At 42.6% G+C, this 25,617-nt stretch carries 25 protein-coding genes; 14 read left to right on the forward strand and 11 right to left on the reverse strand.

The genetic code is table 11. The features are described from left to right. Positions 1–99 precede the first annotated feature (99 nt). Positions 100–579, forward strand: coding sequence for a YbaK/EbsC family protein (locus MHI23_RS03555; protein WP_024426664.1), 480 nt, complete (start codon positions 100–102; stop codon positions 577–579). A 32-nt stretch (positions 580–611) separates the two neighbouring features. On the opposite strand, the gene MHI23_RS03560 is transcribed toward MHI23_RS03555, so the two are convergent. Beyond that, complete coding sequence (locus MHI23_RS03560) at positions 612–1,520, reverse strand: LysR family transcriptional regulator (protein WP_041108635.1); 909 nt, start codon at positions 1,518–1,520, stop codon at positions 612–614. Between the two features lie 103 nt (positions 1,521–1,623). Between MHI23_RS03560 and MHI23_RS03565 the strand changes: the two genes are divergently transcribed. After that, the gene (locus MHI23_RS03565; RefSeq protein WP_041108633.1) at positions 1,624–2,826 is read left to right on the forward strand and encodes an MFS transporter; all 1,203 of its coding nucleotides are present in this window, start codon (positions 1,624–1,626) and stop codon (positions 2,824–2,826) included. Between the two features lie 62 nt (positions 2,827–2,888). Here the strand turns inward: MHI23_RS03565 and MHI23_RS03570 are convergent, their stop codons facing one another. Together MHI23_RS03570 and MHI23_RS03575 are read right to left on the reverse strand one after the other, a co-directional pair. Then, positions 2,889–3,968 (reverse strand): DUF3900 domain-containing protein, encoded by a 1,080-nt coding sequence (locus tag MHI23_RS03570; RefSeq protein ID WP_342492290.1) that lies wholly within the window; start codon positions 3,966–3,968, stop codon positions 2,889–2,891. A 200-nt stretch (positions 3,969–4,168) separates the two neighbouring features. Continuing rightward, positions 4,169–4,318, reverse strand: coding sequence for a DUF1540 domain-containing protein (locus MHI23_RS03575; protein ID WP_073204211.1), 150 nt, complete (start codon positions 4,316–4,318; stop codon positions 4,169–4,171). Between the two features lie 355 nt (positions 4,319–4,673). Between MHI23_RS03575 and rfbF the strand changes: the two genes are divergently transcribed. From rfbF to MHI23_RS03600, 5 genes are read left to right on the forward strand one after another with little or no spacing between them, the layout of a single operon-like run. Continuing rightward, a complete protein-coding gene (rfbF, locus tag MHI23_RS03580; RefSeq protein ID WP_342492291.1) occupies positions 4,674–5,438 on the forward strand; it encodes a glucose-1-phosphate cytidylyltransferase in 765 nt (254 codons plus the stop codon). A 4-nt stretch (positions 5,439–5,442) separates the two neighbouring features. After that, the gene (locus MHI23_RS03585) at positions 5,443–6,414 is read left to right on the forward strand and encodes a GDP-mannose 4,6-dehydratase (RefSeq protein WP_025092661.1); all 972 of its coding nucleotides are present in this window, start codon (positions 5,443–5,445) and stop codon (positions 6,412–6,414) included. A gap of 12 nt (positions 6,415–6,426) precedes the next feature. Beyond that, the gene (locus tag MHI23_RS03590; protein ID WP_218677233.1) at positions 6,427–7,338 is read left to right on the forward strand and encodes a putative nucleotide-diphospho-sugar transferase; all 912 of its coding nucleotides are present in this window, start codon (positions 6,427–6,429) and stop codon (positions 7,336–7,338) included. Next, a complete protein-coding gene (locus MHI23_RS03595; RefSeq protein ID WP_342492292.1) occupies positions 7,335–8,525 on the forward strand; it encodes a glycosyltransferase family 2 protein in 1,191 nt (396 codons plus the stop codon). Before MHI23_RS03590 ends, MHI23_RS03595 begins: the two co-directional genes overlap by 4 nt. Then, positions 8,526–9,455: a putative nucleotide-diphospho-sugar transferase gene (locus tag MHI23_RS03600; protein WP_041108624.1), complete on the forward strand. Its 930-nt coding sequence runs from the start codon at positions 8,526–8,528 to the stop codon at positions 9,453–9,455. A gap of 204 nt (positions 9,456–9,659) precedes the next feature. Here the strand turns inward: MHI23_RS03600 and MHI23_RS03605 are convergent, their stop codons facing one another. Both MHI23_RS03605 and MHI23_RS03610 read right to left on the reverse strand, forming a co-directional pair. Next, the gene (locus tag MHI23_RS03605; RefSeq protein WP_342492293.1) at positions 9,660–10,898 is read right to left on the reverse strand and encodes an MFS transporter; all 1,239 of its coding nucleotides are present in this window, start codon (positions 10,896–10,898) and stop codon (positions 9,660–9,662) included. 147 nt (positions 10,899–11,045) lie between these two features. Next, entirely contained in the window at positions 11,046–13,085 is a 2,040-nt protein-coding gene (locus MHI23_RS03610; RefSeq protein ID WP_342492294.1) for a penicillin-binding transpeptidase domain-containing protein, read from the reverse strand. 259 nt (positions 13,086–13,344) lie between these two features. Here MHI23_RS03610 and MHI23_RS03615 point away from each other — a divergent pair, with 259 nt between their 5' ends. Next, the gene (locus MHI23_RS03615; RefSeq protein ID WP_342492295.1) at positions 13,345–14,760 is read left to right on the forward strand and encodes a DASS family sodium-coupled anion symporter; all 1,416 of its coding nucleotides are present in this window, start codon (positions 13,345–13,347) and stop codon (positions 14,758–14,760) included. A 5-nt stretch (positions 14,761–14,765) separates the two neighbouring features. Here the strand turns inward: MHI23_RS03615 and MHI23_RS03620 are convergent, their stop codons facing one another. Then, complete coding sequence (locus tag MHI23_RS03620; protein ID WP_327823317.1) at positions 14,766–15,113, reverse strand: hypothetical protein; 348 nt, start codon at positions 15,111–15,113, stop codon at positions 14,766–14,768. 92 nt (positions 15,114–15,205) lie between these two features. Between MHI23_RS03620 and MHI23_RS03625 the strand changes: the two genes are divergently transcribed. After that, positions 15,206–15,433: a hypothetical protein gene (locus tag MHI23_RS03625; protein WP_024424581.1), complete on the forward strand. Its 228-nt coding sequence runs from the start codon at positions 15,206–15,208 to the stop codon at positions 15,431–15,433. On the opposite strand, the gene MHI23_RS03630 is transcribed toward MHI23_RS03625, so the two are convergent. Then, positions 15,414–15,893, reverse strand: coding sequence for an Hsp20/alpha crystallin family protein (locus MHI23_RS03630; protein ID WP_024424582.1), 480 nt, complete (start codon positions 15,891–15,893; stop codon positions 15,414–15,416). The two genes, MHI23_RS03625 and MHI23_RS03630, sit on opposite strands and share 20 nt — an antisense overlap. A gap of 65 nt (positions 15,894–15,958) precedes the next feature. On the opposite strand from MHI23_RS03630, the gene MHI23_RS03635 reads away from it, so the two are divergent. Both MHI23_RS03635 and MHI23_RS03640 read left to right on the forward strand, forming a co-directional pair. Continuing rightward, positions 15,959–16,216, forward strand: coding sequence for a hypothetical protein (locus MHI23_RS03635; RefSeq protein ID WP_003213975.1), 258 nt, complete (start codon positions 15,959–15,961; stop codon positions 16,214–16,216). A gap of 6 nt (positions 16,217–16,222) precedes the next feature. Then, complete coding sequence (locus MHI23_RS03640) at positions 16,223–16,456, forward strand: hypothetical protein (protein ID WP_095407931.1); 234 nt, start codon at positions 16,223–16,225, stop codon at positions 16,454–16,456. A gap of 36 nt (positions 16,457–16,492) precedes the next feature. On the opposite strand, the gene MHI23_RS03645 is transcribed toward MHI23_RS03640, so the two are convergent. Continuing rightward, a complete protein-coding gene (locus tag MHI23_RS03645) occupies positions 16,493–17,884 on the reverse strand; it encodes an amino acid permease (protein ID WP_213404897.1) in 1,392 nt (463 codons plus the stop codon). A gap of 180 nt (positions 17,885–18,064) precedes the next feature. Continuing rightward, positions 18,065–19,138 carry a glycosyltransferase family 2 protein gene (locus tag MHI23_RS03650; RefSeq protein ID WP_342492296.1) on the reverse strand — a complete coding sequence of 358 codons (1,074 nt, stop codon included), beginning with the start codon at positions 19,136–19,138 and terminating at the stop codon, positions 18,065–18,067. Positions 19,139–19,270: 132 nt separating this feature from the next. Here MHI23_RS03650 and MHI23_RS03655 point away from each other — a divergent pair, with 132 nt between their 5' ends. After that, positions 19,271–21,154, forward strand: a complete 1,884-nt coding sequence (locus MHI23_RS03655) for an ABC-F family ATP-binding cassette domain-containing protein (protein WP_277722306.1) — start codon at positions 19,271–19,273, stop codon at positions 21,152–21,154. Positions 21,155–21,185: 31 nt separating this feature from the next. Here the strand turns inward: MHI23_RS03655 and folE2 are convergent, their stop codons facing one another. After that, the gene (gene folE2, locus MHI23_RS03660; RefSeq protein WP_342492297.1) at positions 21,186–22,082 is read right to left on the reverse strand and encodes a GTP cyclohydrolase FolE2; all 897 of its coding nucleotides are present in this window, start codon (positions 22,080–22,082) and stop codon (positions 21,186–21,188) included. Between the two features lie 143 nt (positions 22,083–22,225). Here folE2 and MHI23_RS03665 point away from each other — a divergent pair, with 143 nt between their 5' ends. Both MHI23_RS03665 and MHI23_RS03670 read left to right on the forward strand, forming a co-directional pair. Further along, on the forward strand, positions 22,226–22,651 hold the full coding sequence (locus MHI23_RS03665) for a MerR family transcriptional regulator (protein WP_024424586.1): 426 nt from the start codon (positions 22,226–22,228) through the stop codon (positions 22,649–22,651). 56 nt (positions 22,652–22,707) lie between these two features. After that, complete coding sequence (locus tag MHI23_RS03670) at positions 22,708–23,898, forward strand: MFS transporter (RefSeq protein ID WP_135032923.1); 1,191 nt, start codon at positions 22,708–22,710, stop codon at positions 23,896–23,898. A 47-nt stretch (positions 23,899–23,945) separates the two neighbouring features. Here MHI23_RS03670 and MHI23_RS03675 read toward each other — a convergent pair whose 3' ends face one another. Then, positions 23,946–25,499: an ABC-F family ATP-binding cassette domain-containing protein gene (locus tag MHI23_RS03675; protein WP_024426645.1), complete on the reverse strand. Its 1,554-nt coding sequence runs from the start codon at positions 25,497–25,499 to the stop codon at positions 23,946–23,948. Between the last annotated feature and the right edge of the window lie 118 nt (positions 25,500–25,617).

Genomic DNA, 25,617 nt, shown 5'->3' on the forward strand with positions numbered 1-25,617 from the left:
TGGTGTGTCCAGAGGCTTTTCATTGAAAAATACATCTTAAGGATGAGAAGATTGTGATAAGCTAAATGAAGGACATTGTAAGGAAAGGGGTTCAATCGATTGAAAAAATTACCGGCACATGACTTTTTGGACAAACATGGCATTCCATACGAGGTCAAAACATTTTCTGCCGAAACAGAAAAGGGAGCAGCAAATGTAGCGGCAGCTCTTGGTTTTCGTGAAAGACAAATGATTAAAACTTTGATTTTTGAAACAGGAGAAGGAGAGCAGCTGCTTGTGATGGTTGGCGCTGATCAGCATATTAAGTCAGGGAAACTCAAGAAAGCGGCCGGCTCCCGTAATATTAAAATGGCTTCACCGGAGAAGGTTCTTGAAGTGACGGGCTATCGAATTGGCTCGATTCCGCCGTTTTGCTGGCAGCCAGAAGGATTCCGCACCATTATTGAGGCTTCGTTATTAGAAGAGGAAATATTAGGTGTTGGGGCAGGCGAATGGGGAAATGAAATCCTCATCACACCAGAACAATTAGTGAAAGCCTCAAAAGCTGTACCGTTTGACATCGTGCAGCCAGCCGAATAAAAAAAAGTGCCTGTTCAGAAGCAGGCACTTTTTTAATTGGTAGCAGACGTAGTAAATGGACCGATACCTTTCATTTGCAGGAAGGCATCCACGGTTCTATTTTCTTCAAGATCATTCGCCCGTTTGCACACAACAACCGGTCTGACGATCTCAATGCCTTCAATGTACACGCGCCCAATTTCTTGCCGCTTGAGACTGCCATGAACCGCATCACGGGGAACAAGTGTGATGCCATATCCAGCTTTGATCATTTGAATCGCTTCATGAACACCGCTGAATTGTAAATCAACGGTCGGTTTTTTGATTCCTTTCGAAGTAAAAAGAGAAAAGAGCTTATCTCTTGTGGAACTGCCTTCTTCACGCATCAAAAAAGGCTCCTGACTCAGGCGCTCCAGTGGGACGGTTTTTCCGTTTAACGGATGGTCTGCCGGCACAATAAAATCATAGCTTAAATTCGTTAAATGAGAAGTGAGAATCTCCTCATGGTGCAAATCCTCGATCACGGCGATGGCCACATCTGATTCATATTGAAGCAGGCTCTCTAAAACCTGAGCGGAGTTTCCACTTTTTAATTCAATTTCTATCTGTGGTGAAGATGTTTTAAAAGCAGCAAGCCAATCTGGCAGTAAAAAGTTGAGTGGTACATAGGTAGAAGCGATGCGGAGCCGCCCCTTTTTTCCGTTTTGTAAAAGTGTGATCTGATATTCTACTTCTTTTTCAGCCTCGAACACTTGCCGGGCATAAGGGTATAGAATTTTCCCCATTTCCGTAAGTGTAATGCCTCTGCCATTTCGTTTAAAAAGACGGAAACCGATCTCACTTTCAATGCTTCTAAGCTGAGCTGTCACAGCTGGCTGTGTCAAAGATAGCACGTCTGCTGTTTGTGTAACGCTTTTTGTCTCTGCGACCTTTGCAAAAATCCGAAGGGCATGTAAATTCAACTTTGCACCACCTATCAATTATTTTGATGGTTTAATCAAAAACATTCATTAGATTTATTATAAGGCATCCCTTATTGTAAAGATAGCGAAGGGGGAAGGGAAAATGGATCATCGTCAAAAGCAAGTGGTGTCAATATCGCTTATCACAGCATTTGCACTGATTGGAGATTCAATGCTTTATATTGTGCTTCCGATCTATTGGAAAGAGATTGGTTTATCATCTATTTGGGAGGTCGGGCTGCTGCTGTCCATCAACCGATTCATCCGCATCCCGCTAACACCTGTTGTTTGGTGGCTCTATCGGTTTGTCCCAATGAAGACTGGTGTATTGATCGCTATTTTGATTGCTTCAGTGACCACGATGCTATATGGTGTGAGCGGTTTTTGGCTGCTGCTGATTTGCCGCTGCGCTTGGGGGCTGGCATGGACGTTATTGCGTATGAGTGGAATGAGATTAATTGCTGAGATGGAGGAAAGCTCTCAAGGGCATTATACGGGCATTTATAATGGGCTTTACCGGCTTGGCAGTTTATTCGGCATGTTATTTGGCGGAATATTCGCCAGCCTGATCGGCTTCCAGTCCATGACGCTTGTTTTTGGTTTACTCACATTACTAGGAATCATTTTTTATGTCTCTTTGGATGAGATTGAAAAGGGAGAAGAGGGGCAGGTGTATCAAGTCATCAAACAGAGGTGGCTTGCACGGGATGTTGTAAAAGTATTAATGACAGGTATGCTGATCGCACTTGTGATCCAAGGGTTATTCGCATCAACCCTCAGTCATGTCATTGAAGCAAGGATCGGTCATGGTGAATTTGCTCTGTTCGGCTTTGTCATTGGAGCTTCGGCTTTAAGTGGAATCATTCAAGCGCTTAGATGGGGGTGGGAGCCATTTGTAGCACCGAAAACGGGCAGATGGTTTGATGGGCTTGTGATGAAGGAACGAACGCTTTGCTGGATGTTTCTTTCATTTGGAGGTCTCAGTCTTCTGGCGGTCATGCTGAAGGTAAGCGGCTGGTTTCTTGTGATGCTGCTTTTGATCCAGCTATTGTCAACAATCTTAACGACATTAACGGATACGCTTGCTTTTCAAAAAGCGTCTGCTCAAACAGATAAAAACCGCTTCCTCGCAAGCTATTCCTTTGTTCAAGATATGGGAGCAGCTCTAGGACCCTTGTGCGGGTATACGATGATTCAGTTTTTTGGATCAAGCAGCGTCTTTTGGCTGATGCTCATTATAAGCTTATTGCTTGTCAGCATGTGGGCAAGAGGCAGAGAGCTGCATGTTACTTCTGATCCAGCGTAATAAATCAAGCGTTATACAAAAAACTGCCTCATGCGCTGAATGCAAGAGGCAGTCGTGTTTTTTTATTCTAGATCTGAATCATAGGCTTTTTGCGTCAGCTGGCTGATCACCTCTTTTAACCCATTTGGTTTATGAAACTCAACAGGTGTGCTTCCTTTTTCGAAGACGATTTGATCTGCTTCAACGAGCACGACATATCGATTGTTGAGCTTTGCAATATGGATCGAGTGGCCAAAGTCTGCTAGAAGACCTTTGATTTCCGTTTCGCCTAGACGCATTTTCATTGTGATATCAGGGGTTTGTTCAACAATATGGGAGGCCGCTTGTGTGACCTGCTCTGTATCGAGTGTTTCTCTAATTTCTCGCTTTTCACTCGCTTCCCATATTTCAAGATCCTCTTCAAACTGCTTTAATTCTTCACTTTCATCCTGTAATGTTTCAAAAACCTGTTCCTGTACCATATTCATAACCTGTGATTTCATGATTTCAGGCATGGATTCACCGTATTCGACGAATTTCAAAAAGTCCTCAAAATAACGAGCGTGTGAGGATTGGTGAATTTTCACTTCAGCTTCCTCAGTCATTCCCTCTTCTGGCATAAACGGGTATTGAATCGATTTCATGTTTTTGGTCGTAATAGCCATTTCGACTTTTCTAATTAAGGTAGATGTATCAGCAATAGAAGCCACTTTTTGTTCGAAATCGCATTTCATAATAAAGACAAAGGAATCATCGAAATACTTTTTAGGAACAGCAGAAGCAACTAAAAAAACGCCGCCTCTGACAGCACTTGTATCTAAATATGTGCGAACAAACTGTTCACTGTATTCATTAAACAATTCTTTTGTATCTGCAAATCTCGTTTGATGAAATAGGTTGTAGTTTGGATTTGAATCGAGCTCATGACCGGGCTCTACAATAAATCGGCCAATTTTGGTCGGTACTTGTTCAGATTTAGGGTGTCTGTCCACTTTTCGTTTGACGATTTTTTTCAGTTCACCGTCTAAAAAGTCCTTCAGCTCACTTTGTTCAAATTCTTCTTGATCTAGTGTTTGATAATGTTTAAATCGTTTATTTGCTTGTTCATCTTTGCCTTCGATTTCCACGACAAAGAATGATAGAAAACGTATCGTAAAATCCATTGATTGGTCACCACTTTTTCTTCTTCGGATATGTTGAGTATAGAAAAAGGAGTGAAAATCGTCAACGAATGGAGAAATATCGTGTCATTATTTCCCGAGAAATGTTTATTGAAAAACACTTGATAATAATTATCATTCTTGATAGAATGATAAAAGAAAAGAAGGAACCTGCCAGTTCCTTCATCTCAGAGAAAAATAGATTATTTTGTTTCAAATGTTTCGCAATCAGTTTCAGCGTTGCGAGTCACTTCAGTCATCGTGTTTTTACCAATTTTAATGGTAGAAGCGGTACAGCTGTTTTCAGCCCAAAAACGGCAAGAGTTCACTTCACAAAGAACGTTTTGTGCCAAGGGAATTCACCTCCGTAATTCATATTGAGAATGAAACAAGCTGCCACTTGAATTCATTCAATCTAGTAGTCTCTTTGTAGAAAGAGGCTGTTTGTGCTGGTTATGCACATGTTTATCATACCATCTACCCTGAAAATATACAATTTAAACTTTGGAAGAGCGAGAATATGAATCTCGCTCTTTTTTTATTTGTAAAAATAGTTAAATGCTAGGTGGCACACTCTCTCATTTCGACATATGAATAGAGTAGATTCAAAACCTGATGTCGGACAAAGTATGGGGGTACATGTACTGATTTTCCGCATAAAGATAGGGTTTTTAATCAAAAATCTTCATAGAGAGATGAGGGGAGAAGATGAAAGCAGTCATTCTCTGCGGAGGAAAGGGAACGAGAATGAGTGAGGTCACACAAGCGCTTCCTAAACCACTTGCTATGATCGGAGATCGGCCTATTCTATGGCATATTATGAAAATCTATCAGTATTACGGTGTAGACGAATTTATCCTATTGCTTGGATATAAAGGAGAGAAGATCAAAGAGTACTTTCTGACCTACGACTGGCAGCATCACAGCATGCAGCTCGATATGGCGACAGGAGAAATGAAGCTTTTAGGGAAAAAGGAGAACTGGAAAATCACCTTTTTAGATACAGGTGAAGATACGATGACAGGCGGACGTTTAAAGCAGGCACAGGATTACATTGGTGATGAGACCTTTATGATGACGTATGGTGATGGACTGGCCAATATCAATATGTTTCATTTGCTGAAACGTCATCAGGATCTTGGAGCAGCTGCGACTGTCACAGGCATTGAAAAGAAGTCCCAGTACGGGACACTGAAGGTGTATAACGGGATGGCACAATCCTTCTCTGAGAAGACAGACAGTATCGGGATGATCAATGGAGGATTTTTTGTGTTGTCTCCAAAGGTATTTGATTATTTGACAGATGATGATCAATGCGTGTTTGAAGCGGAGCCTCTTCAAAACCTGGCGGATGATGGAGAGCTTGCCGTTTATGAGCATCACGGATTTTGGACAGCAATTGATACGTATAAAAACCTGAAGGAAATCAACGACATGTGGACAGATGGAAAACAACCATGGAAGGTTTGGTGACAGCATGAGCGGATTTTGGAATGGAAAGAACGTATTTGTAACTGGATGTACAGGGCTGTTAGGGAGCTATCTCGTCAAGGAATTGATTGATCAAGGGGCAAACGTGACTGGACTTGTGCGTGATCAGGTGCCTCGATCGAATTTATATCAAGGCAGTCAATTTGAAAAAATGAATGTGGTGCAAGGCGCATTAGAGGATATGCAGACGATTGAGCGTGCGTTAGGAGAATATGAAATTGACACCGTCTTCCATTTGGCTGCCCAAGCCATTGTTGGAGTCGCAAATAGACATCCTGTTTCTACATTTGAAGCGAATATCTTAGGGACATGGAATGTGCTGGAGGCTTGCAGAAGACAGCCGCTGATCAAACGAGTGATCGTGGCATCAAGTGACAAAGCCTACGGTGATCAAGAGCAGCTGCCATACGATGAAGACATGCCGTTAAACGGGAAACATCCGTATGATGTTTCGAAGAGCTGTGCAGATCTCATTTCTCATACGTACTACAACACATATGGTCTTCCAGTTTGTATTACACGCTGCGGTAATTTATATGGAGGCGGAGATTTGAATTTCAACAGAATCATTCCGCAAACCATTCAGCTTGTGTTAGAAGGAAAGGCGCCGGAAATTAGAAGTGACGGGACATTTATTCGTGATTATTTCTACATTGAAGATGCAGTGAAGGCTTATTTACTGCTAGCTGAGAAGATGGAGGAAAAAGGGCTGGCGGGAGAAGCCTTTAACTTTAGTAACGAAATTCAGCTGACAGTGCTTGAGCTTGTGGATAAGATTTTAAAGGCAATGGGAAGTGAACTGAAGCCTCGTATTCTCAACCAAGGAACACATGAAATTAAGCATCAATATTTGTCAGCAGAGAAAGCGAGAAAGCTGCTTGATTGGAAGCCTGATTACTCCATTGATGAAGGCTTAGAGAAGACGATTGAATGGTACCGCGAATTCTTTCAAAAATAGAGGTGTAAAAAGATGAACAGCATATATTGTACGGTTCTTTCAAGTGGAAGACTTTATCAAGCCATTGCGTTTTTCTTATCGTTGAAGCAAGTAGAAGATGATGCTGTCATCAAGACGTTATGCATGGATGATGCTGCATTTGATTTGCTTCATCAAATGAATTTTCCGCATGTGGATCTTGTTCATGTACGGGCGCTCGAAACACCAGAGCTGCTGGAGAAAAAAGAGGAACGGGATGCATCGGAATATTGCTGGACCTTAAAGCCGATTTGGATTGAGTGGTTATTTGAACAGGAGCAGGCAGAGAGCGTGACCTATCTTGATGCGGATTTGTTCTTTTATGAGAGCCCTCAGGTGATTTTTCAACATCAGCCGAATGCTTCTGTTTTAATTTCGAGAGGGGATATTGTCATTCCAAGCTTTGATGCAGAGGAAGTGAAGATGCTTCAGAAGCTTTTAGGACGCTATAACTCAGGCTTTCTGCATTTTAAAGGAGATGAAGCCGGACGAAAATGCCTTAGCTGGTGGAAAGAAGAATGCTTAAAAGAATGTAAAAATGCACCGGGAGAAGGCAAGTTTGGCGATCAAGGATATCTAGATCATATGCCGAGGCTGTTTGACAAAGTAGAAGATATTGAGACAAAAGGCGTGAATATTGGTCATTGGAACTATGGGCAGCATTCTTATCGGGAGGAGAATGGACGTATTCTTCTGGAGGATGGGCACCCGCTCATTTGCTATCATTACAGCGGCTTTCGGATTGTGAGCAAGGATGAGATGCAGCAAATTCATGAAAAAGGACGAAATGACCTGCCGTTTTTCCAAGAAGCCTATCGGCAAGTGCTTCGCCATGTGATTGAATCTGTGGAGCAGGTCGATCCGCTGTTTAACGGCTATGCCAAACGGGAGGAGGATGACGCATGAACGAAAAGCCAAAGGTAAGCGTCATTATTCCAAGCTATAATGCCAAAGAGCGTTTAGAAGGAAGCCTTTTTTCATTAACGCTTCAGGAAACAGATATTCCATTTGAGGTCATTGTTGCCGATAATGGCTCAACGGATGGCACGATGGAAATGCTCGAGAATATTGAGGTGAACTTCCCATTTAAAAAGGTGCGTATTCCTGTCAATCAAGGGATTGCAAAGGGGCGTAATCATGCCATTCGCGAGGCGGAGGGAGATCTGCTCATTTTTCATGACAGTGATATGCTGGCAGAACCGAGATTTATTCAAAAGCATGCAGAGGCTCATGCTGACAGGGAGGATCTTGTCATTTGCGGTGTGTGCTGGAAGCGGATTTATCGCTATTTTTACAAAGCTTTTGATAAGGATCATATGAAGCGGTTGAAAAAGCAAGGACTGTATAAACGGAAAATGGAGGACAAAACGCCTCTTTTATCATTGGAAGAAGTCGAAAATGGTGTATTTCTAGAGAAAAGCTTCGATTTGCAGTCTGAGTTTATTGATATCCTGAAAGACATTTTGGAAACGTACCACTATGATTTAGGTTCTTATGAGCTGCCATGGCGATTTTTTATTACAAATAACTCCTCTGTTAAACGTAAGCATGTCATGGCACTAGGGATGTTTGATGAAAATATCGTTCGGTACGGATTTGAGGATTATGATTTAGGGATTCGATTGAATCAGCTTGGTCTCTCCTTTGAATTGCGAGAGGATATCATGAGTGTGCATCAAGAGCATCCAAGTAATTTAACGTCATTTGATGACATCAAATACAACATTTTGTATATGTGTGAGAAGTACAATCATATTGATGCTATTGATGTCCATTTGGCTTTCTCTGGTCCGTTTTCTCACACTGTGACAAATGATATTGTGAAAGAAGTTCGGCAGCTGCGTGAGAATCCAGCATTTGATGACCTGTTATCCTATTTTTTAGAGCTGCTTCATTTGATCACAGAACGGAATGTAGGCATCAAGCGGGATAAAAAAGATATGTTGACAGCCAAGCATGTTCCTTTGAAAAAGCTGGCAGAAGCGGCGCAGCTTGCACGTGAGGAGTATGGCTGCATGGTGCTTGTAGAAGCCATTCAAGGGCTGACGAAAGAGCTGTTGCGCGTTGATTTGTTCCAAGTGGATGTGTTGTAAATGGCGTCTTATCACTTTACAACCATTGTGTCGAATACCCATGTTTTTAAGCTTTTGGCGCTGATTCATTCGCTTGAACAAAACGCGCATGCCTTCAAGCTGTCCGTTTTATGTGCAGACCCTTTGGCTTATAAGGTATTAAAGGAGTTCCCTCACCCGCATGTTCAATATGAACAGCTTGAGGACATTGAAGATGATACGCTGCGGAAGGCAAAAGAAGATCGAACGTTTCATGAGTATTGCTGGACATTAAAGCCTGCTTTTCTGCTCAAAATTCTTGAGTCCTCAGATGCAGATTATCTTGCCCATCTGGATACGGATTTGTATTTTTATCATGATCCGGAGGCGATTTTTGCAGAAAATCCAAGCGCTCATTTATTTTTGACGGATCATATGAATTCCAAGCGGTTCTATCATTTTTATGAGTTGTCTGGCCGCTTTAATACTGGGTTTGTAGGCTGCCGTAACACAGATGTTGCCAAACAGGCAGTCACGCAATGGAAAGAAAACTGTCTTGCCCATTGTACTGTAGAAATGGATACAGAAAAAAAGACGTACGGAGATCAGCGGTATGTGGAAAGATGGGTTGATGATTTTGAAGGGGTTCATATCGTTGCATCTAAAGGAGCCAATGCGGCGATTTGGAACATTGAAAACTACAAGCTTTCAGTTGTAAAAGGAGATATGTATCTCGACGAATGTCCACTCTTGTTCTATCATTTTTCTGCCTTTACGATCATTGACGAGAATACCTTTAACCTTAATTGGTATTATTATATGAAAGAACAGAAGCTTGTGGATCATTTGTATATTCCGTATGCCGACTTGGTTCATCAAAAGATTAAGCAGGTGCAAAAGGTATTTCCAGAATTTAAGCAAGGATTTATTGCAAGGAAGCATGTTCCTGACACGCATTTTTATGAGAGATGAAAAAACCGCTCATTTATTGAGCGGTTTCAGCGTGTAGACAAACCCTCGCATTCTTTGTCAGGTCTGTGCTCCGGTGCTCGCCCTTTCTAGACTGCAAAGGTTTTTCTATCACGCTGAAAAGAAGACAAAGTGCTAAAATACACATCATTTTAGCACTTTGTCAACAATCGGAAAAAACCGCTCATTTATTGAGCGGTTTTCTTTTTATGATTCATTCCATTTAGAGATGGTTTGGTCGCTGGGAAGTAAGAAGGCTAGGATGCCTAATATCGGTAAAAAGGCAACACCGATCATGGTAGGCGTTAAGCCGAAGGCATCAATGAATGAGCCGAGGGCAACCGATCCGATTGCACCCATACCAAACGCAAGCCCAACAGTTAAACCAGACATTGTGCCAATTTTCCCGGGAAATAGTTCTTGGGCATAAACCACGGTGACAGAGAAGCTTGATGTCAAAATGAGCCCAATCAGTCCGAGTAAAACATAAGCAAAAACCGGTCCGGCAAATGGCAGCAGCAGGGCAAGCGGGAAGGATGCCAATAAGGAAACTAAAATGACGTTTTTCTTGCCAAAGCGGTCTGCAAGCGGCCCGCCTAAAAATGTCCCAATTGCACCTAGAATAAGAAATAAGAAGATATAAGTCTGTGATTCTTTAATCGTCAAACCGTATTGTTCAATCGCATAAAATGCATAGAAATTCGAAATGGCATTTCCATACCAAGAGCGGGCGAAGATGAGAAAGACGATAATGCCAAGTGCAATGAGTGCTGATTTACGATGAATATCAGATCTAGCAGCTTTTGCAGGTGTTTTTTTCGCTTCGGCCCGAATGGTTTGAAGCCTTCCTGCGTACCATCTTGAAATATAAAGAAGGAAACCAACCGCCATCATTCCAACAATCGTAAACCAAGCCACGCCTGTCTGACCGAGCGGGACGAGCATTAATGCAGCGATAAGCGGAGCAAAGGCTTGACCTGTATTCCCGCCTACTTGATAAATGGACTGGGCAAGACCTCGTCTTGGACCAGCTGCCATGTTGGCAACACGGGAGCCCTCTGGATGGAAGATTGCAGAGCCGAGTCCGATAAAGACAACGCAAAGCAGAATGGTGGCAAACGACGGAGCAAACGCGAGTCCGAATATACCAACAGCACTTGAAAATAAAGCAATCGGAAGTGCATAAGGCATCGGCCGTTTATCTGTGTACCACCCTATAGCTGGCTGCATCACGGAGGAGACCATATTTAATGTAAAAGCAATCAGCCCTAATTGTGTAAAGGTCAGCCCCATTGAGCGTTCCAAAATAGGGAACATCGCAGGAATAACGGCTTGTAATGTGTCGTTCAGCATATGACAAATACCAATAATCAATAAGATAGGATAAACCGTTGAGCCGGTAACAGAATGTTGAGGTTTATCCTTTGTACGAGCAGCAATGGCCAATGAGACTTCCTCCCTTCATTTATCTGTTTTCTGATTTTTTCATTCTTCTCATTTTATTCATAAGGTGAACTATAAAACAATAGCAAATTGTCATGATTTAGAAAAAAAGAGACACAAGCATTTGATTGAGCTTGTGTCTCTAAAGAGTTATTTGTAAAAAGAAGCAATGACAGGCTTCATTTTTTGAACGACGAGTCCGCTGCCGCCGCGGTTTTTCACCCCTTCGATCATGCCGACGAGGACGTAATCTTCTTTTTTAGGATTAAACGCAAGTAAAAATCCATTTTCAGTGCCGTCTGTTGCACCTTGTTTGCTTTTTAATTCTGCCGTTCCCGTTTTAGCGGCAATATCCGCTCCTTCGATTTGTAAGGAGTGGGCTGTTCCGTTTGGACTGGTCACGACCTTAGTCAATGCATCTTTCACTGTGTCTGCCGAGCCTTCTTTGATGATTTGTTTTGGTGATGCTGTTTTTTCATCTTGAATCACTCGAGGGTAGACAAGCTTGCCTCCTGTAGCAAATGGAGAATAGGCATGTACTTGTTCAATCGGTGACATGAGTAATTCGCCTTGGCCATACGCCGAGTCAGCCAGTAAGATATCCGATTGAATACCATCGTTTGATACTTGTGCAGGCTTCATTGTAAATGGCATGTGTAAGTCTTCGCCAAATCCAAATGCTTTTACTTTTTTCTCGTAAGTGTCTTTGCCGATTTCGAGTGCTTCCTGTCCAAAATAAATATTGTCTGAGTACACAAGGGCATCGACCATATTTACTTTTTCTTTATCGTGAACACGTGTGATGCGATAATTTCCCCAAGATTGATCCTTTTGCCATTTCAGTCCATGAATGGTACGCACTTTGTCGGGCTTTGTGACACCTGTTTCCAGCCCAATGGCGGCTGTAATGGTTTTGAATGTGGATCCTGGTGCATACCGGCTCGCATATCGAGCTTGGAATGGAAGGTCTGGATTTTCACTGTATGCCTGATATTGCTTAGGTGTAATCCCGTTTGTCATGAGATTGACATCGTAGGAAGGGGCGCTGACAAGCGCTAATAGATCACCTGTTGATGGATTCATGATTGTGACGGCCCCTTTTTCACCTTTCAGCTGATCATAGGCTTTTTTCTGTAAAGAAGCATCAATCGTCAGCTTCACTGTTTTTCCATCTTTTCGAGCTGATTTTTGCAATGTTTCTTCAATGCCTGTTTCATCATGGACAATGAGAATGCTTCCGCCATCTTGTCCGCGTAAGTTTTTGTCAAATGTAAATTCAAGGCCGGTTTTGCCGATGATTTGATCCGCCTTTAATGCTGGATTTCTTTTGATATCATCCGCATTTGCTTTTCCGACATATCCGGTGAGATGGGCGGCGGCTTTGTTATATGGATAGTAGCGCATTTCCTTCGTTTGATAGGTAACGCCATTTACGTCCTTCGGAATTGGCTTTTGTTTTAACATCGATTTGAGCGGGACAAACGTGTCGTCTGTGACCCATGCTTGTTTCAGCTGATTGTTGATTAGTTCTTCCTCTATATCAAAAGCTTTGCTGATCTTTTTGATATTGCGTTCTTTTTCTTCTCCTGTTCCGAGCTTACCTGGGATGATGCCAAGTGCATTTCCACCAGTTGTTTCTGCGAGCGTACGTCCTTTTCGGTCGACAATGTTTCCGCGGACAGCAGGGTCAGATTTGACCTTGATGGTATCTCCTTTTTCCATTTGCGGGAAGATGAGATTTGGTTTCCAGTCCACTTTCCACTTATCATCTTCTTCGGTGAGAATGCCCTTGTAAGACAGCTTATGCAGCTTGCCAAGAGACGTTTTCATCGTTACATCATAGGAGAATTGATACCCATCTCCTTTGTCCTGTTTTTCAACGTTGAGCTTTGAAATGTTCAGATCATAAGCACCAATGCCGTTGAAAATATTGTCGTATTTTTCGGCTAGTTGTTTTTTTGAAAAGTCATTGGCTTTCAAAGATGCACTTGTCACCTCATCTGCCAGCTTCGTAAAGTCTTTCTTCTCCATATGTTTCGTAAAGCTTTGAGCGGCTTTTAAAGCCTCTTTTTCTTTTGAGAAAAGAGTATCTTTTAAGAAAAAGAAAGCAGCAGCAACGACGATGATGCTAAGGAGAGGGATGATGACTTTTTTCTGTTTCCAAAATGATTTTTTTTGATCCGTATACAATGAAAACACCTCAATTTTTTGATTAGATCCTCTATATTTTACAGTGATTGGTCGTGATTTGTATAGTTTCTCCTATGAAAATAGACCAAGGGATCATGTCATGGTTTGGGTAACGGGAGTAAAATAACAGCTATTCATCATGAAAGATATCTTCATTTTTTCTTATGATTTAAAGGATTTCTTAAAAGATCATCGAATGTTAAAAAAAAAATATGACAAGCGCTTTCAATAGGGGGGAATTGTTATCGTTTATAAAAAGGTGAATTTGATTGGACTTGTTCTTGGACCGACACTCTTTTTGCTCGTTTTTTTTCTCATACCTGAAGATGAATTGACCTATGCTGCGAGGGTAGTCTTGGGCATTACAGCTTGGACGGCCACATGGTGGGTGTCTGAAGCACTGCCCATTCCTGCTACATCTTTATTGCCCATCATCTTGCTGCCGACACTTGGCGGGCTTTCTATGGAACAGGCATCAAGGTCTTATGGAGATCCGATCGTCTTTATGTACATGGGAGGATTTATGATCGCAATTGCCATTGAAAAATGGAAATTACATAGAAGAATGGCCTTACACATTTTAAGAGTGATTGGCACAAGAAGTGACCGCATTGTCTTAGGTGTCATGATCGCGACTGCTTTTTTATCTATGTGGATTTCGAATGCAGCGACAGCACTCATGATGCTGCCAGTGGCACTTGCAGTGATTAAAGAGGTCAAGACAAATGAAATCTTATCTGGTCCATCTCTTGATCGATTCAGTAAAAGCATCTTATTGTCAGTAGCGTATTCTGCGTCAATTGGAGGTTTGGCGACACTTGTCGGATCTGTGCCAAATGCGGTGTTTGCTGCGATGTCAAAAAAACTGCTAGATCGAGAGATTATGTTTTTCGAATGGTTTTTGTTTGGTTTTCCAGTTGCGATGATTTTGCTTATTCTCTTATTTTTGTATTTGACGAGGGTACAGTTCAAGGTAGAACACAAAGGTGAAATGAGTGCAGCGTTCATTCAAAAGGGATTAGAGGATTTAGGAAAAATGAAAAGAGAGGAAAAATGGGTATTTGTTGTTTTTCTCATGACGGCGTTCTTATGGATTTTTAAGCTCTTTTTGTTTGGAGGGATGACCGTATCTGATACGTCTATCGCCATTTTCGGTGCCATGCTGTTATTTCTCATTCCAGCAACAAATGGAGAGAGAATATTAGAATGGCAGGATATGAAAGAACTGCCGTGGGGACTTTTGCTTTTGTTTGGAGGAGGGCTTTCGCTCGCTACGGGCTTTGCAGAAACCAATCTAACAGGATGGATCGGAGAAAATTTACGGCATTTAAACGGGCTTTCGTATATCATGCTGTTGATTATTTTAACGGGAGCGATTCTGCTTATGACTGAAATTATGTCTAATACGGCTGTTGCCAATATGATTATTCCGATAACGGTAGGGCTTGGTCTTGCGATTGGAATCGAGCCATATGGGTTAATGGCCGCGGCTGCTTTGGCTTCCTCCTGTGCGTTTATGCTGCCGATTTCCACACCGCCAAACGCCGCTGTCTTTAGTGCGGACGTGCTGAAAATATCTGATATGGTCAGGGCGGGTTTTTGGTTAAATATCATCAGTATTGTGGTGATTGTTCTTGCGGTCTATTTCTGGCTGCCGGTCGTGCTGAAGAGCTGAGCGAATTAAGAAGAGGATGGCTTTGATCGAATCGAGACAACCGGTGTTTTTGTTTCTTTTGGCTTCGGTGTTTGTGTGGATTTTTTGATGCATGTGTCCTTTGGCGTGTAATAGGTTGCCCCAATATTGAGCCTGCCTTGAAGCTGGTCAATAGAAAGCTCCCCAAATTCTAAATGATAATCAATTTTGTCCACGCGCAGGGATTCAATATGGATGTGTGTATCCTCTGAGACAGGAGCAGCTGGTGCAGACATTTTATGCTCAAGAGCGGCGAGTCTTTTTTCTAGCTCAATGACAGATGGGGATGGATTGGATTCAGTTTTTTTAAAGAGTGATTGAATGAAATGTTTCAAGTAGACCACAACCTTTTCTTCCGCCTTACTCTAGTCTATGGAAAAGCTATCTGATATATACTTATAGAGATGACAAGAAAGGGGAGACGCATATGCTGCCTGCTCAGATTCACATTGCTCATATGAAAACGAATTCGATTGGCACAGGATCATCTATGACGTTTGGCTCGACGTTTGTTCGCAATCATTGCAGTACGATCAAACGAAACAATGGCTTTGGGGAACAGAATGCTGATGGCGTGATCACGATCCTGCCAATTGAAACAATTGATGATCGTGATCAAATAGACGCAGTGAGTATCAATATTCGTCATCTATGATGATAGCAGTCGCTTTTCCTTCATCTTTTTGAAGGCGGATGTAAAGTACACCGTCTTTAAAGGCAGCATTCATTTGGCCGAGAATCATTTCTGGAAGGCGGATTTTCTTTTCAAACGGACCATACTTCCCTTGTTTTTGGCGAAAGTCCTGCTCGTTAAAGAAGGAAAAACGCTGTCCTTTCACAACCAAATATTCACCATATGATAACACCTGAACGTCTTCCTTTCGGTAGCCAGGCAAATAAATTAAGTATTGAATTTCTGCATGGGTTTCCACCATGTCGATTGGAGGAAACGACGCATCTGATCCCCGCTGATCCTGCTGTGTGAATGTAAATGGAGATGGACCGTTTGCCATAAAGGGGGATCTTTGCTCATCATCGAAGATCATTTTCCAAAAATCATCTCCATGCATTTGCTGGGCAATATCCATCCACTGCTTCATTTTTTCGAAGTCCATGTGAAGACCTCCCGTTAACATACTTGATGGGTGCTTGCATATACCTATAAAAAGGAGGTTTATCTGTGGTTCAACCAACTCCGTATATCAATATTAATATTTTCATGTTAAAAATTAATTCCTTTGAAAATGCGTCGGCGGTGAATGTCGGACAAAATTTGTTAGCAGAGTGGCAAAACTCAGATAAAAAAAATCAGGGTTACGGACAGAATTTTGGAGATGCCAGCGGTTTTGTCGGTACAAAAAGCCATGTAGATGATCGAGATCAAGTGGACTCACCTGCCTCTTTTTCGCCAGCAGCTAAACCCATTCAAAGGAAGTGACGTGTGATGTTATTCTCACCCTCAGTCGTCAACGTCGGTGCTTTTAAAATCAATGCAATGGATCGGGGGTCATCACTGACGCTAGGACCTTATCAGCAGATTGATTATTTTCTCTCAATGAAATTGAATCAAGGTTTTGGTGAGGACAATGGAGATTGTTCACCGCTTGTCATTCCGATTTCAAGCGTGTTAGATCCAGATATGGTGGACTCAAATTCAGTCAAAAACAGTGTGATTTAAGCAAAAAAAGAGACCGGGAATCCCCGTGTCTCTTTTCTAATGTGTTTCATTAAGATGGCTTTTTCGTCTTGCATAGGTGAAATAGACAACAACACCGATGATGATCCAGATGAGGAAGGCTCTCCATGTTTCCCATTTCAGTGTGAAAGCCAAGATCATACAAATGACCGCACTAATTATAGGAAGGACAGGGACAAAGGGTACTTTAAAAGCTGTATTCATATTCGGATGTTTTTTCCGGAGTACGATCACAGCGATAGAGATCACCGTAAAGGCCGCAAGTGTACCGATGCTGACTAAATTAGCAAGTGTTGATAAGTTGACGAATCCAACGATACAGGCCGCAACAGCGCCTGTCAGCCAAGTGTTGGCAACCGGTGTCTTAGATTTTGGATGAACGTTTGAAAAGATTTTCGGCATGAGTCCATCTCGGCTCATGGCAAAGGTTAAACGAACCTGAGCGTAGACAAGTGCAATTAACACTGTCGTAATCCCGATAATAGCACCTGCGGATATAATGCCAGCGACACTATTCAGGCCAACCACTTGAAGAGCAAAAGCGACAGGATCACTGACATTCAGCTTCGTATAGTGAACCATGCCTGTTAAGACGAATGAAACCCCGATATATAAAATCGTACAAACACCGAGCGCACCGATGATTCCAATTGGCATCGCCTTTTGCGGGTTTTTAACTTCTTCAGATGCATTAGCGATTGCATCAAATCCAAGGTAAGCAAAAAAGACAGTTGCCGCTCCAGCAATCACGCCATGGAAGCCCATTGGCATAAACGGTGTCCAGTTTTCAGGTTTGACGTAAGCAAAGCCTGAAATGATAAAGAGAAGGACGATGGCAATTTTGATCAGCACAATAATGTTATTCAGCTTTGTGCTTTCTTTGACGCCTCTTGAGACGATAAAGGTGATGAGCAAAATAATGAGTGCGCCTGGAAGGTTAAAGACGGCCCCGTCAGCGGCTCCAGGTGCAGCTGATAAAGCCTTCGGTATGTGCAGGCCAAATCCGCTGAGCAGTGATTGAAAATAGGACGACCATCCACTTGCTACAGCAGAGAGCGCAATAACATATTCCAGCATGAGATCCCAGCCCATTAAGAAGGCAAGAAATTCCCCAAGTGTTGCGTAGGAATACGTATAGACGCTTCCTGACACAGGAATGGATGAGGAGAATTCAGCGTAGCAAAAAGCAGCAAGGGCGCATGCGATCGCAGCCAAAATAAAAGATATAATAATCGCAGGTCCCGCATCATTTGCCGCAGCAACCCCCGTAATGACAAAGATTCCAGTCCCGACCACACAGCCAATGCCAAGCAAGATTAAATCAAACGTATTCAACGAACGGCTGAGCCGCTTTGTTTGACTTTCAAGCATGAGCTGGTCGAGAGATTTTTTTCGAAATAAAGAACTCATGTTGACCTCCTAATGGATAAATCTTTTCGTAAGACGAATGTTAGTATATGCGCAAATGACAATTTAGTCAATTGGTTGAAAAACGCTTTAAATCACTAAAGTGTTAAACGTCAAAACCGAATAAGTGTATAAAAAGAGACATCCGCCGTGAAATCGAAGGCGGATGTGGTGACAGACGATCTATGTCTGTTCAGCAAATATTTTTTCATTGTACAGCACACTTGGATGAGTCGGGTAATGGGCGGAGGAGGCAAGGTGATGTGTTTTGGCTTGCCCCAGGTCGCCGAGCTGATAATAACAGTAGCAAAGCTGAAGGTGAGGATACCACGTTTTATATTGTGTAAGTGTGAAGGCTGTTTCGTTTTCAGGAGCCTTCAGCGCCTGCTCATACCAAAAGATGGCCGCCTGATGTTTATTTTGTATTTTTAGATGATCCCCGATCCGGCAGCAAAACTCTGGCCGGGGCTGATCATATAAGAAGGATCGTAATAATGAGGATAAGGCCGCTTCCTCGAAACCTACCGCATAATAGCAGTCCGCTAAATATTGGCATGTGCGAATTTCATCCTCAATCCAGCACTGTTTTGTGTTTAAAAATTCATGATAAAAACGAATCGCCCTGACATGCTGCCCGTTGTCTCTTAGTTCATTGGCAAAGTAAAAGAGATCTCGGGGCGTCATGTCCTCTCCTTTTGCCAGCATGTTTTCATAAATTCGCAAGTTGCGCTCAGGCTCACCAAGAGTTGTTTTCTTGCGTTTTTGATGTGTGACGGCGATATCTGCTGGAAAGATGTTTCCATACACTTGAAGAAACTCATGAACGGCCCCATACCACTGAAAGTTCAACGAACGCTTCACAAGGCGATTTCTTCTATATTTGAAATTGACCTGACCGTCTTCATCGAATCCCACATGATAAAACATCGAAACGGCATCCACCGAGGGATCAAGTGTCTGCTTGAGCTGAAGCAGTTTTTGGCGGTCTTCTTCAAGCAGAACATCGTCAGCATCGAGCCATAAAATATACTCTTTCGCTGCATGTGAGAAAGCAAAGTTGCGTGCTTTTGCAAAATGCTGCACCCATTCAAAATCCAGTACCTTTGCTGAAAAAGAATGAGCGATCTCCTTCGTTTGATCTGTTGATCCCGTATCAACGATGATTATCTCATCGACAATGTCTTGAACAGAAGAAAGACAGTCTGCCAGCACTTCCTCTTCATTTTTCACAATCATACATAAGCTAATGGTTATCATCTTTAGATCACCTCTTCATAGTGTATCGAGCATCAAAAGGAAACATTCTTTTCAGCAGCGGGTTTTTTAAAACTAGTTTTCTGCTACTGGCTGATTTAAAATAAAGGAAGAATCTATGTAAGGGCTGATAAAATGAGTTTATTGAATGTTGAAGGATTATATAAAACCTATGGCGAGAAAACGCTGTTTGATCATATTTCGTTTCATATAGAACCGAAGGAGCGCATCGGATTGATTGGACCAAATGGTACAGGGAAGTCAACGCTTCTAAAAGTCATCGCGGGGCTTGAATCGTTTGAGGAAGGTGACATCACGAAAGCAGGGACACTTGATATCGAATTTCTTGAGCAAGATCCTGAAATGAGCGGAAATGAAACGATTCTTGACTACATTTTTTCTGGAACGGCACCAATGATTCAAACGATGAAGGCGTATGAACAGGCACTCGCCGATTTAGAGCATGACCCGCAAAATGAGGCAAAACAAGAGGTGCTGATGCGCATGCAAAACCGAATGGATCAGGAAGACGCTTGGGATGCGAACCTTTCAGCCAAAACGATTTTGACAAAGCTTGGCGTGAAAGATGTGAGCCGCTCTGTACATGCATTATCAGGCGGACAGAAGAAACGTGTCGCCATTGCTAAAAATTTAATTCAGCCTGCAGGTTTGCTGATTTTAGATGAGCCAACCAACCATCTTGATAATGCCACCATTGAATGGCTTGAAGGATATTTAAGCCAATATAGCGGTGCTGTCATTCTCGTGACGCACGATCGTTATTTCTTAAACCGGGTAGCCAATCGGATTTATGAGTTAAATCAAGGACAGCTTTATACGTATAAAGGAAATTATGAAGTCTTTTTAGAAAAAAGAGCGGAGCGGGAAGCAGAGGCTCAGGTAAAAGAAACGAAGCGTCAAAACTTGCTTAGACGAGAGCTTGCATGGCTGAGACGAGGAGCAAAAGCAAGAACGACAAAGCAGAAAGCACGTATCGGCAGAGTCGAAGAGCTGAAGGATCAAAAAGGGCCTGATGCGAAGGGAGAGCTTGATTTTGCCATCGGCTCGCACCGCTTGGGAAAACAAGTGATCGAGGCAGAAGACTTATCGATTTCATTTGCTGGCCAGACCCTTGTGGAGCGGTTTACAGATTTAGTCGTGCCGGGTGATCGTATCGGATTCATCGGACCGAATGGAGTCGGCAAAACCACTCTGCTGAACTGTTTAGCGGGTAAAATCGAACCGACCTCAGGACAATTGACCATTGGACAAACCGTTCGTATTGGCTATTACACGCAGGATCACAAGGAAATGAATGATGAGCTGACTATCATTGAGTATATCAAGGAAACAGCTGAGATCGTCAAGACGTCTGATGGCGCCATTGTCACAGCAGAGCAGATGCTGGAGCGCTTCCTTTTCCCAAGATCGATGCAGCGGACGTTTATCCGTAAGCTGTCAGGGGGAGAACGCCGCAGATTGTATTTATTGAAGGTCTTAATGGAAGAACCGAATGTTCTCTTTTTAGATGAGCCGACGAACGACCTTGATACAGAGACCCTCAGTATTTTAGAGGATTATTTAGAGCAGTTCCCTGGCGTCGTCATCACCGTGTCCCATGATCGTTATTTCTTAGACCGAGTGGTTCACCGCCTGCTTGTCTTTGAAGGAAATGGCCGCATTTCACACTTCCAAGGTGCTTACAGCGATTATATGGAACAGGAAAAAGAGCAGAAGCGGACAGAGGCAAAGCCTGCTGAAAAACAAGTAGAAGCTGCGCCGAAAAAGAGAAAAAAACTTTCTTATAAAGACCAGCTTGAATGGGACGGGATTGAAGACCGGATACAGGCATTAGAAGAAAAACATCAGCAGCTCGAAGACAGCATTGCAGAGGCAGGCAGTGATTTTGGAAAAATTCAAGAGCTGATGGACGAACAAAAAGCCGTTGCGGAAGAACTAGAACAAGCAATGGACCGCTGGACAGAACTATCTCTTATGATTGAAGAATTAAATGAATAAAGAAGTGGAAATAAAAAACCTGTAGAGCGATCTACAGGTTTTTTTCATAGGAGCATTTGGCATACGCATCATGCTGGTGGATGGATTCCTCATTACGGCACTCAACTTGAATGCCTTTAATCCATGGCTGTTCATATAATTCAATGGCAATTAATCTTGTGATATCTTCTACAAAGCGCGGATTTTCATAAGCCTCTTCTGTCACTTTCTTTTCATCAGGTCTTTTGAGTACGGGATAAAGCGGTGCGCTCGCATTGGACTCAATGATATGTAAAAGAGCGGCCTTGATGTCGTCAGGAAGCGATGCTTGTTCAAACAACTCTACGTGAATGGAAACAGATCCGCGCTGATTATGTGCACCATATTCACTGATTTCCTTGGAACAAGGACATAATGTCGTGACCTGTGCATCGCAGCCTACGTGACAGGTCCATCCGTCCTTTTCATGAAAATGGACGTCATATTTGACAGTCGCATGCATCAAGCCTGACTGCCCGGTGACTGGGCTCTGTTTTTCCATGTACCATGGAAAGGAAACTTGAACGGAAGCAGAGGGTTGACTCATTTTCCGGGCGATCGCTGCCGTCAATTCTTTTAGGGCATTCACATCAAGCGGCTTGCTGCTCTCATAAAACGAGTGCAGCTGTTCAGTGAGACGGCTCATATGAATGCCTTTTTGATGAGCTGGCAGGGAAGTACTCAGTGAAAATTCAGCAGTAGTTGTCTGGCGCTGTGGTGCTGTTTTAGATACGATATGCACCGGATAGGACATGCGGCAGATCCCGACTTGTTCAAGATGAAAATAAAAGTCCTGCTCTGTTTTTTGAATGTCCGTCATGTCCTCTTTTTGCCAAGGCTTTGTGCCAAGACTTGGCGGTACAGATCCGAATAGCTGGTGCCGCTCTTCTTTAGATGGAAATGAACGCATATATTACCTCCTATAAATCGTAATTATTACTATTTATTCTGCGATAAAACACAAAGGAAATCAAGGGTTAAAACTTTGACGTTTACGTTAAGGTTATAAAGGTGTATAATAAAACATGAATTGATGAGCAGGAGGCACTGGTGATGGAATGGATGAAAATTGATCAAGTGGCGAAAAGAAGCGGACTGACAAAACGGACGATTCGTTTCTATGAAGAGATTGGTTTATTATCAGCACCAAAGCGGACAGAGGGCGGAGTCAGACTTTACTCAGAGGACGACATGGAAGAGCTAGAGAAAGTGATGCAGGCAAAAGAGGTACTCGGCTTTTCTTTACAGGAGCTTCAATCGTTTATGGAAATCGGAAAGCAGCTAGAGCTGAATAAAGAAGGCTACTTGCTGTCGCTTGATCCGAAGGAACGATTAGAGAAGCTGTTAGATATTGAGGCGCAGCTGACTGTGCAGCATCAATTGATTTCAAAAAAGCTTGAAACCATTCAATCCTTTAAAAAGGATCTTGAAGCGATGAAAGAAAGAGCGGCTCATGCAATTGAGCAATTACAAAAATAAACACCTCTGCGTGTTTATTTTATTTTGTCAACATTTGAAGGAAAGGTTCTGATGGAATGAAGGAAGAAGAAGTGTTGAAACAGCGTACAAGTTTGCTTAGGCAGCCAAAAGCCGTTTGGGCTGTTGCCTTTGCGTGTGTGATTTCGTTTATGGGAATAGGACTCGTGGACCCGATTCTGCCAGCCATTGCATCGCAATTACATGCATCTCCAAGTCAGGTGTCTCTTTTATTTACAAGCTACTTACTTGTGACCGGCTTTGTGATGTTTTTCACCGGCTTTATTTCTAGCCGGATTGGTGCGAAATGGACATTATTAGTAGGACTCATTTTTATTATTGTTTTTTCTGCTTTAGGAGGTACTTCTTCAACGATTAATGAATTGATTGGCTTTAGAGGCGGATGGGGCATTGGGAATGCTTTATTTATTTCAACTGCACTCTCTGTCATTGTCGGTGTATCTGTTGGAGGAAGTGCGAAGGCCATTATTTTATACGAGGCAGCATTAGGTCTTGGGATATCGGTTGGACCGCTGCTTGGCGGTGAGCTTGGAACAATTTCTTGGCGCGGGCCTTTCTTTGGCGTTGCCGTGTTAATGCTCATTGCTCTTTTAGCGATTACCTTTATGCTTCCACCTATGCAAAAGCCGCAGAAAAAAGTGAAATTTTTCGAGGCTGTCGGGGCGTTAAAATATAAAGGACTTTTAACGATGGCATCTGCTGCTTTCTTATACAATTTTGGTTTCTTTGTGCTTTTAGCGTATTCACCATTTGTGCTCCATCTTGATGAGCATGGACTTGGTTATGTCTTTTTTGGTTGGGGTCTATTTTTAGCTGTGACCTCCGTCTTCTCAGCGCCGGTCATTCATCGCAAACTTGGAACATTGACCTCGCTTGTGGTTCTGTTTGCTTCGTTTGCTGTGATCTTATTCGGCATTGGGGTATGGACGTCTCATGTTGTGGTCGTGATATGCGGAATTGTCATTGCTGGGGGAATTCTCGGTATGATCAATACAGTGCTCACAACAGCTGTGATGGGGTCAGCACCGGTTGAACGTTCAATTGCTTCATCCTCTTACAGTGCTGTTCGGTTTATTGGGGGCGCGATTGCTCCTTGGATTGCCGGAGTTCTCGCTGAATCCTATACAGCAAGTACACCTTATTATGTCGGGGCTGTTGTTGTTCTTCTAGGCATGATTATTCTGCTCCTTGGACGTAAGCATTTGGTGAATATCCAAGCAGGTCATTAATTAGAAAAAGGCCTTATATCTGCAAAAGATATAAGGCTTTTTTGTCGTTATAATACTTTTGTCGTCCAAGATTCGCAATTCCAAGTTTCGGTTGCCACATCTTGATAAAATTCAGGTTCGTGAGAAATCAATAAGACGCTGCCTTTATATTCTTTTAACGCGCGTTTTAGTTCTTCTTTTGCATCGACATCTAAATGGTTTGTCGGCTCATCGAGAACAAGTAAGTTGGTTTCTTCGTTGATCAGCTTGCAAAGACGGACCTTTGCTTTTTCTCCTCCGCTTAATACAGACACACGGCTTTCAATATGTTTTGTCGTTAATCCGCATTTTGCAAGAGCGGCTCTGACTTCGTATTGCGTGTAAGAAGGGAAGGTGCTCCATACTTCTTCAATACAAGTATTGCTGTTTTGCTCTTTTACTTCTTGCTCAAAGTAGCCAATATGCAAGAATTCTCCACGTTCCACCTCACCAGAAATAGGTGTGATTTCCCCAAGAAGACTTCGGAGCAGCGTCGTTTTTCCGATACCGTTAGCACCGTACAACGCAATTTTTTGCCCGCGTTCCATTTTCAAATTCAATGGGCGAGAGAGCGGTTCATCATAACCGATGACTAAATCTTTCGTTTCAAAAATCAGTTTCCCAGACGTACGTGCCGGTTTAAAGTGGAATTCTGGTTTTGGCTTTTCTGCCGCCAGTTCAATCATATCCATCTTATCCAGTTTCTTTTGACGGGACATTGCCATATTTCTTGTGCTGACACGTGCTTTGTTTCTTGCGACAAAATCCTTTAGTTCAGCCACTTCCTGCTGCTGTCTTTTATAGGCCGCTTCAAGCTGCTGCTTTTTGACTTCGTACACTTGTTTAAATTGGTCGTAATCACCAACATAGCGCGTTAGCTCTTGATTTTCAACATGATAAATCAAGTTAATAACACTGTTTAAAAACGGAATATCATGTGAAATGAGGATAAACGCATTTTCATATTCCTGTAAATAACGCTTCAGCCACTCAATATGTTGCTCATCCAAATAGTTGGTCGGCTCATCGAGAAGGAGAATTTCTGGCTTCTCTAACAGCAATTTCGCTAGCAGCACCTTCGTACGCTGACCACCGCTGAGCTCCGTCACATCACGGTCCAGTCCAAGATCCGTTAACCCAAGACCTCTTGCAATCTCCTCGACCTTGGAATCAATGATATAGAAATCATTGTTTGTCAGTGCATCCTGAATGACGCCAACTTCCTCTAACAGCTTTTCCAGCTCATCAGGATCGGCTTCACCCATTTTGCCATAAATGTCATTCATCGCGGCTTCCATTGAAAATAAATAATGGAATGCATCCTGAAGGACTTCACGGATCGTTCTTCCTTTTTCTAGCACGGTATGCTGATCAAGGTAGCCGACACGGACATTTTTCGCCCATTCGACTTTTCCTGCATCTGGCTCCAGCTTGCCAGTAATAATATTCATAAACGTTGACTTTCCTTCACCGTTGGCGCCGATTAAGCCGACATGCTCGCCTTTTAATAAACGGAAGGACACTTCGTGGAAAATGGCTCTGTCGCCAAAGCCATGACTTAAATCTTTAACAGATAATATCATTTTTTACACCTCAAATAGATTCAAAACGGCTAGTGCCTCTCATGATTATATCGAACTGTCCGGCTCGATAAAAGCATCAAAAGAAAAATTGCGTTTCAAAGCTGATTTTGAGATACTA

The sequence above is a fragment of the Bacillus sp. FSL M7-0003 genome (assembly GCF_038628485.1).
In the GTDB taxonomy this organism is placed as follows: domain Bacteria; phylum Bacillota; class Bacilli; order Bacillales; family Bacillaceae; genus Bacillus; species Bacillus safensis.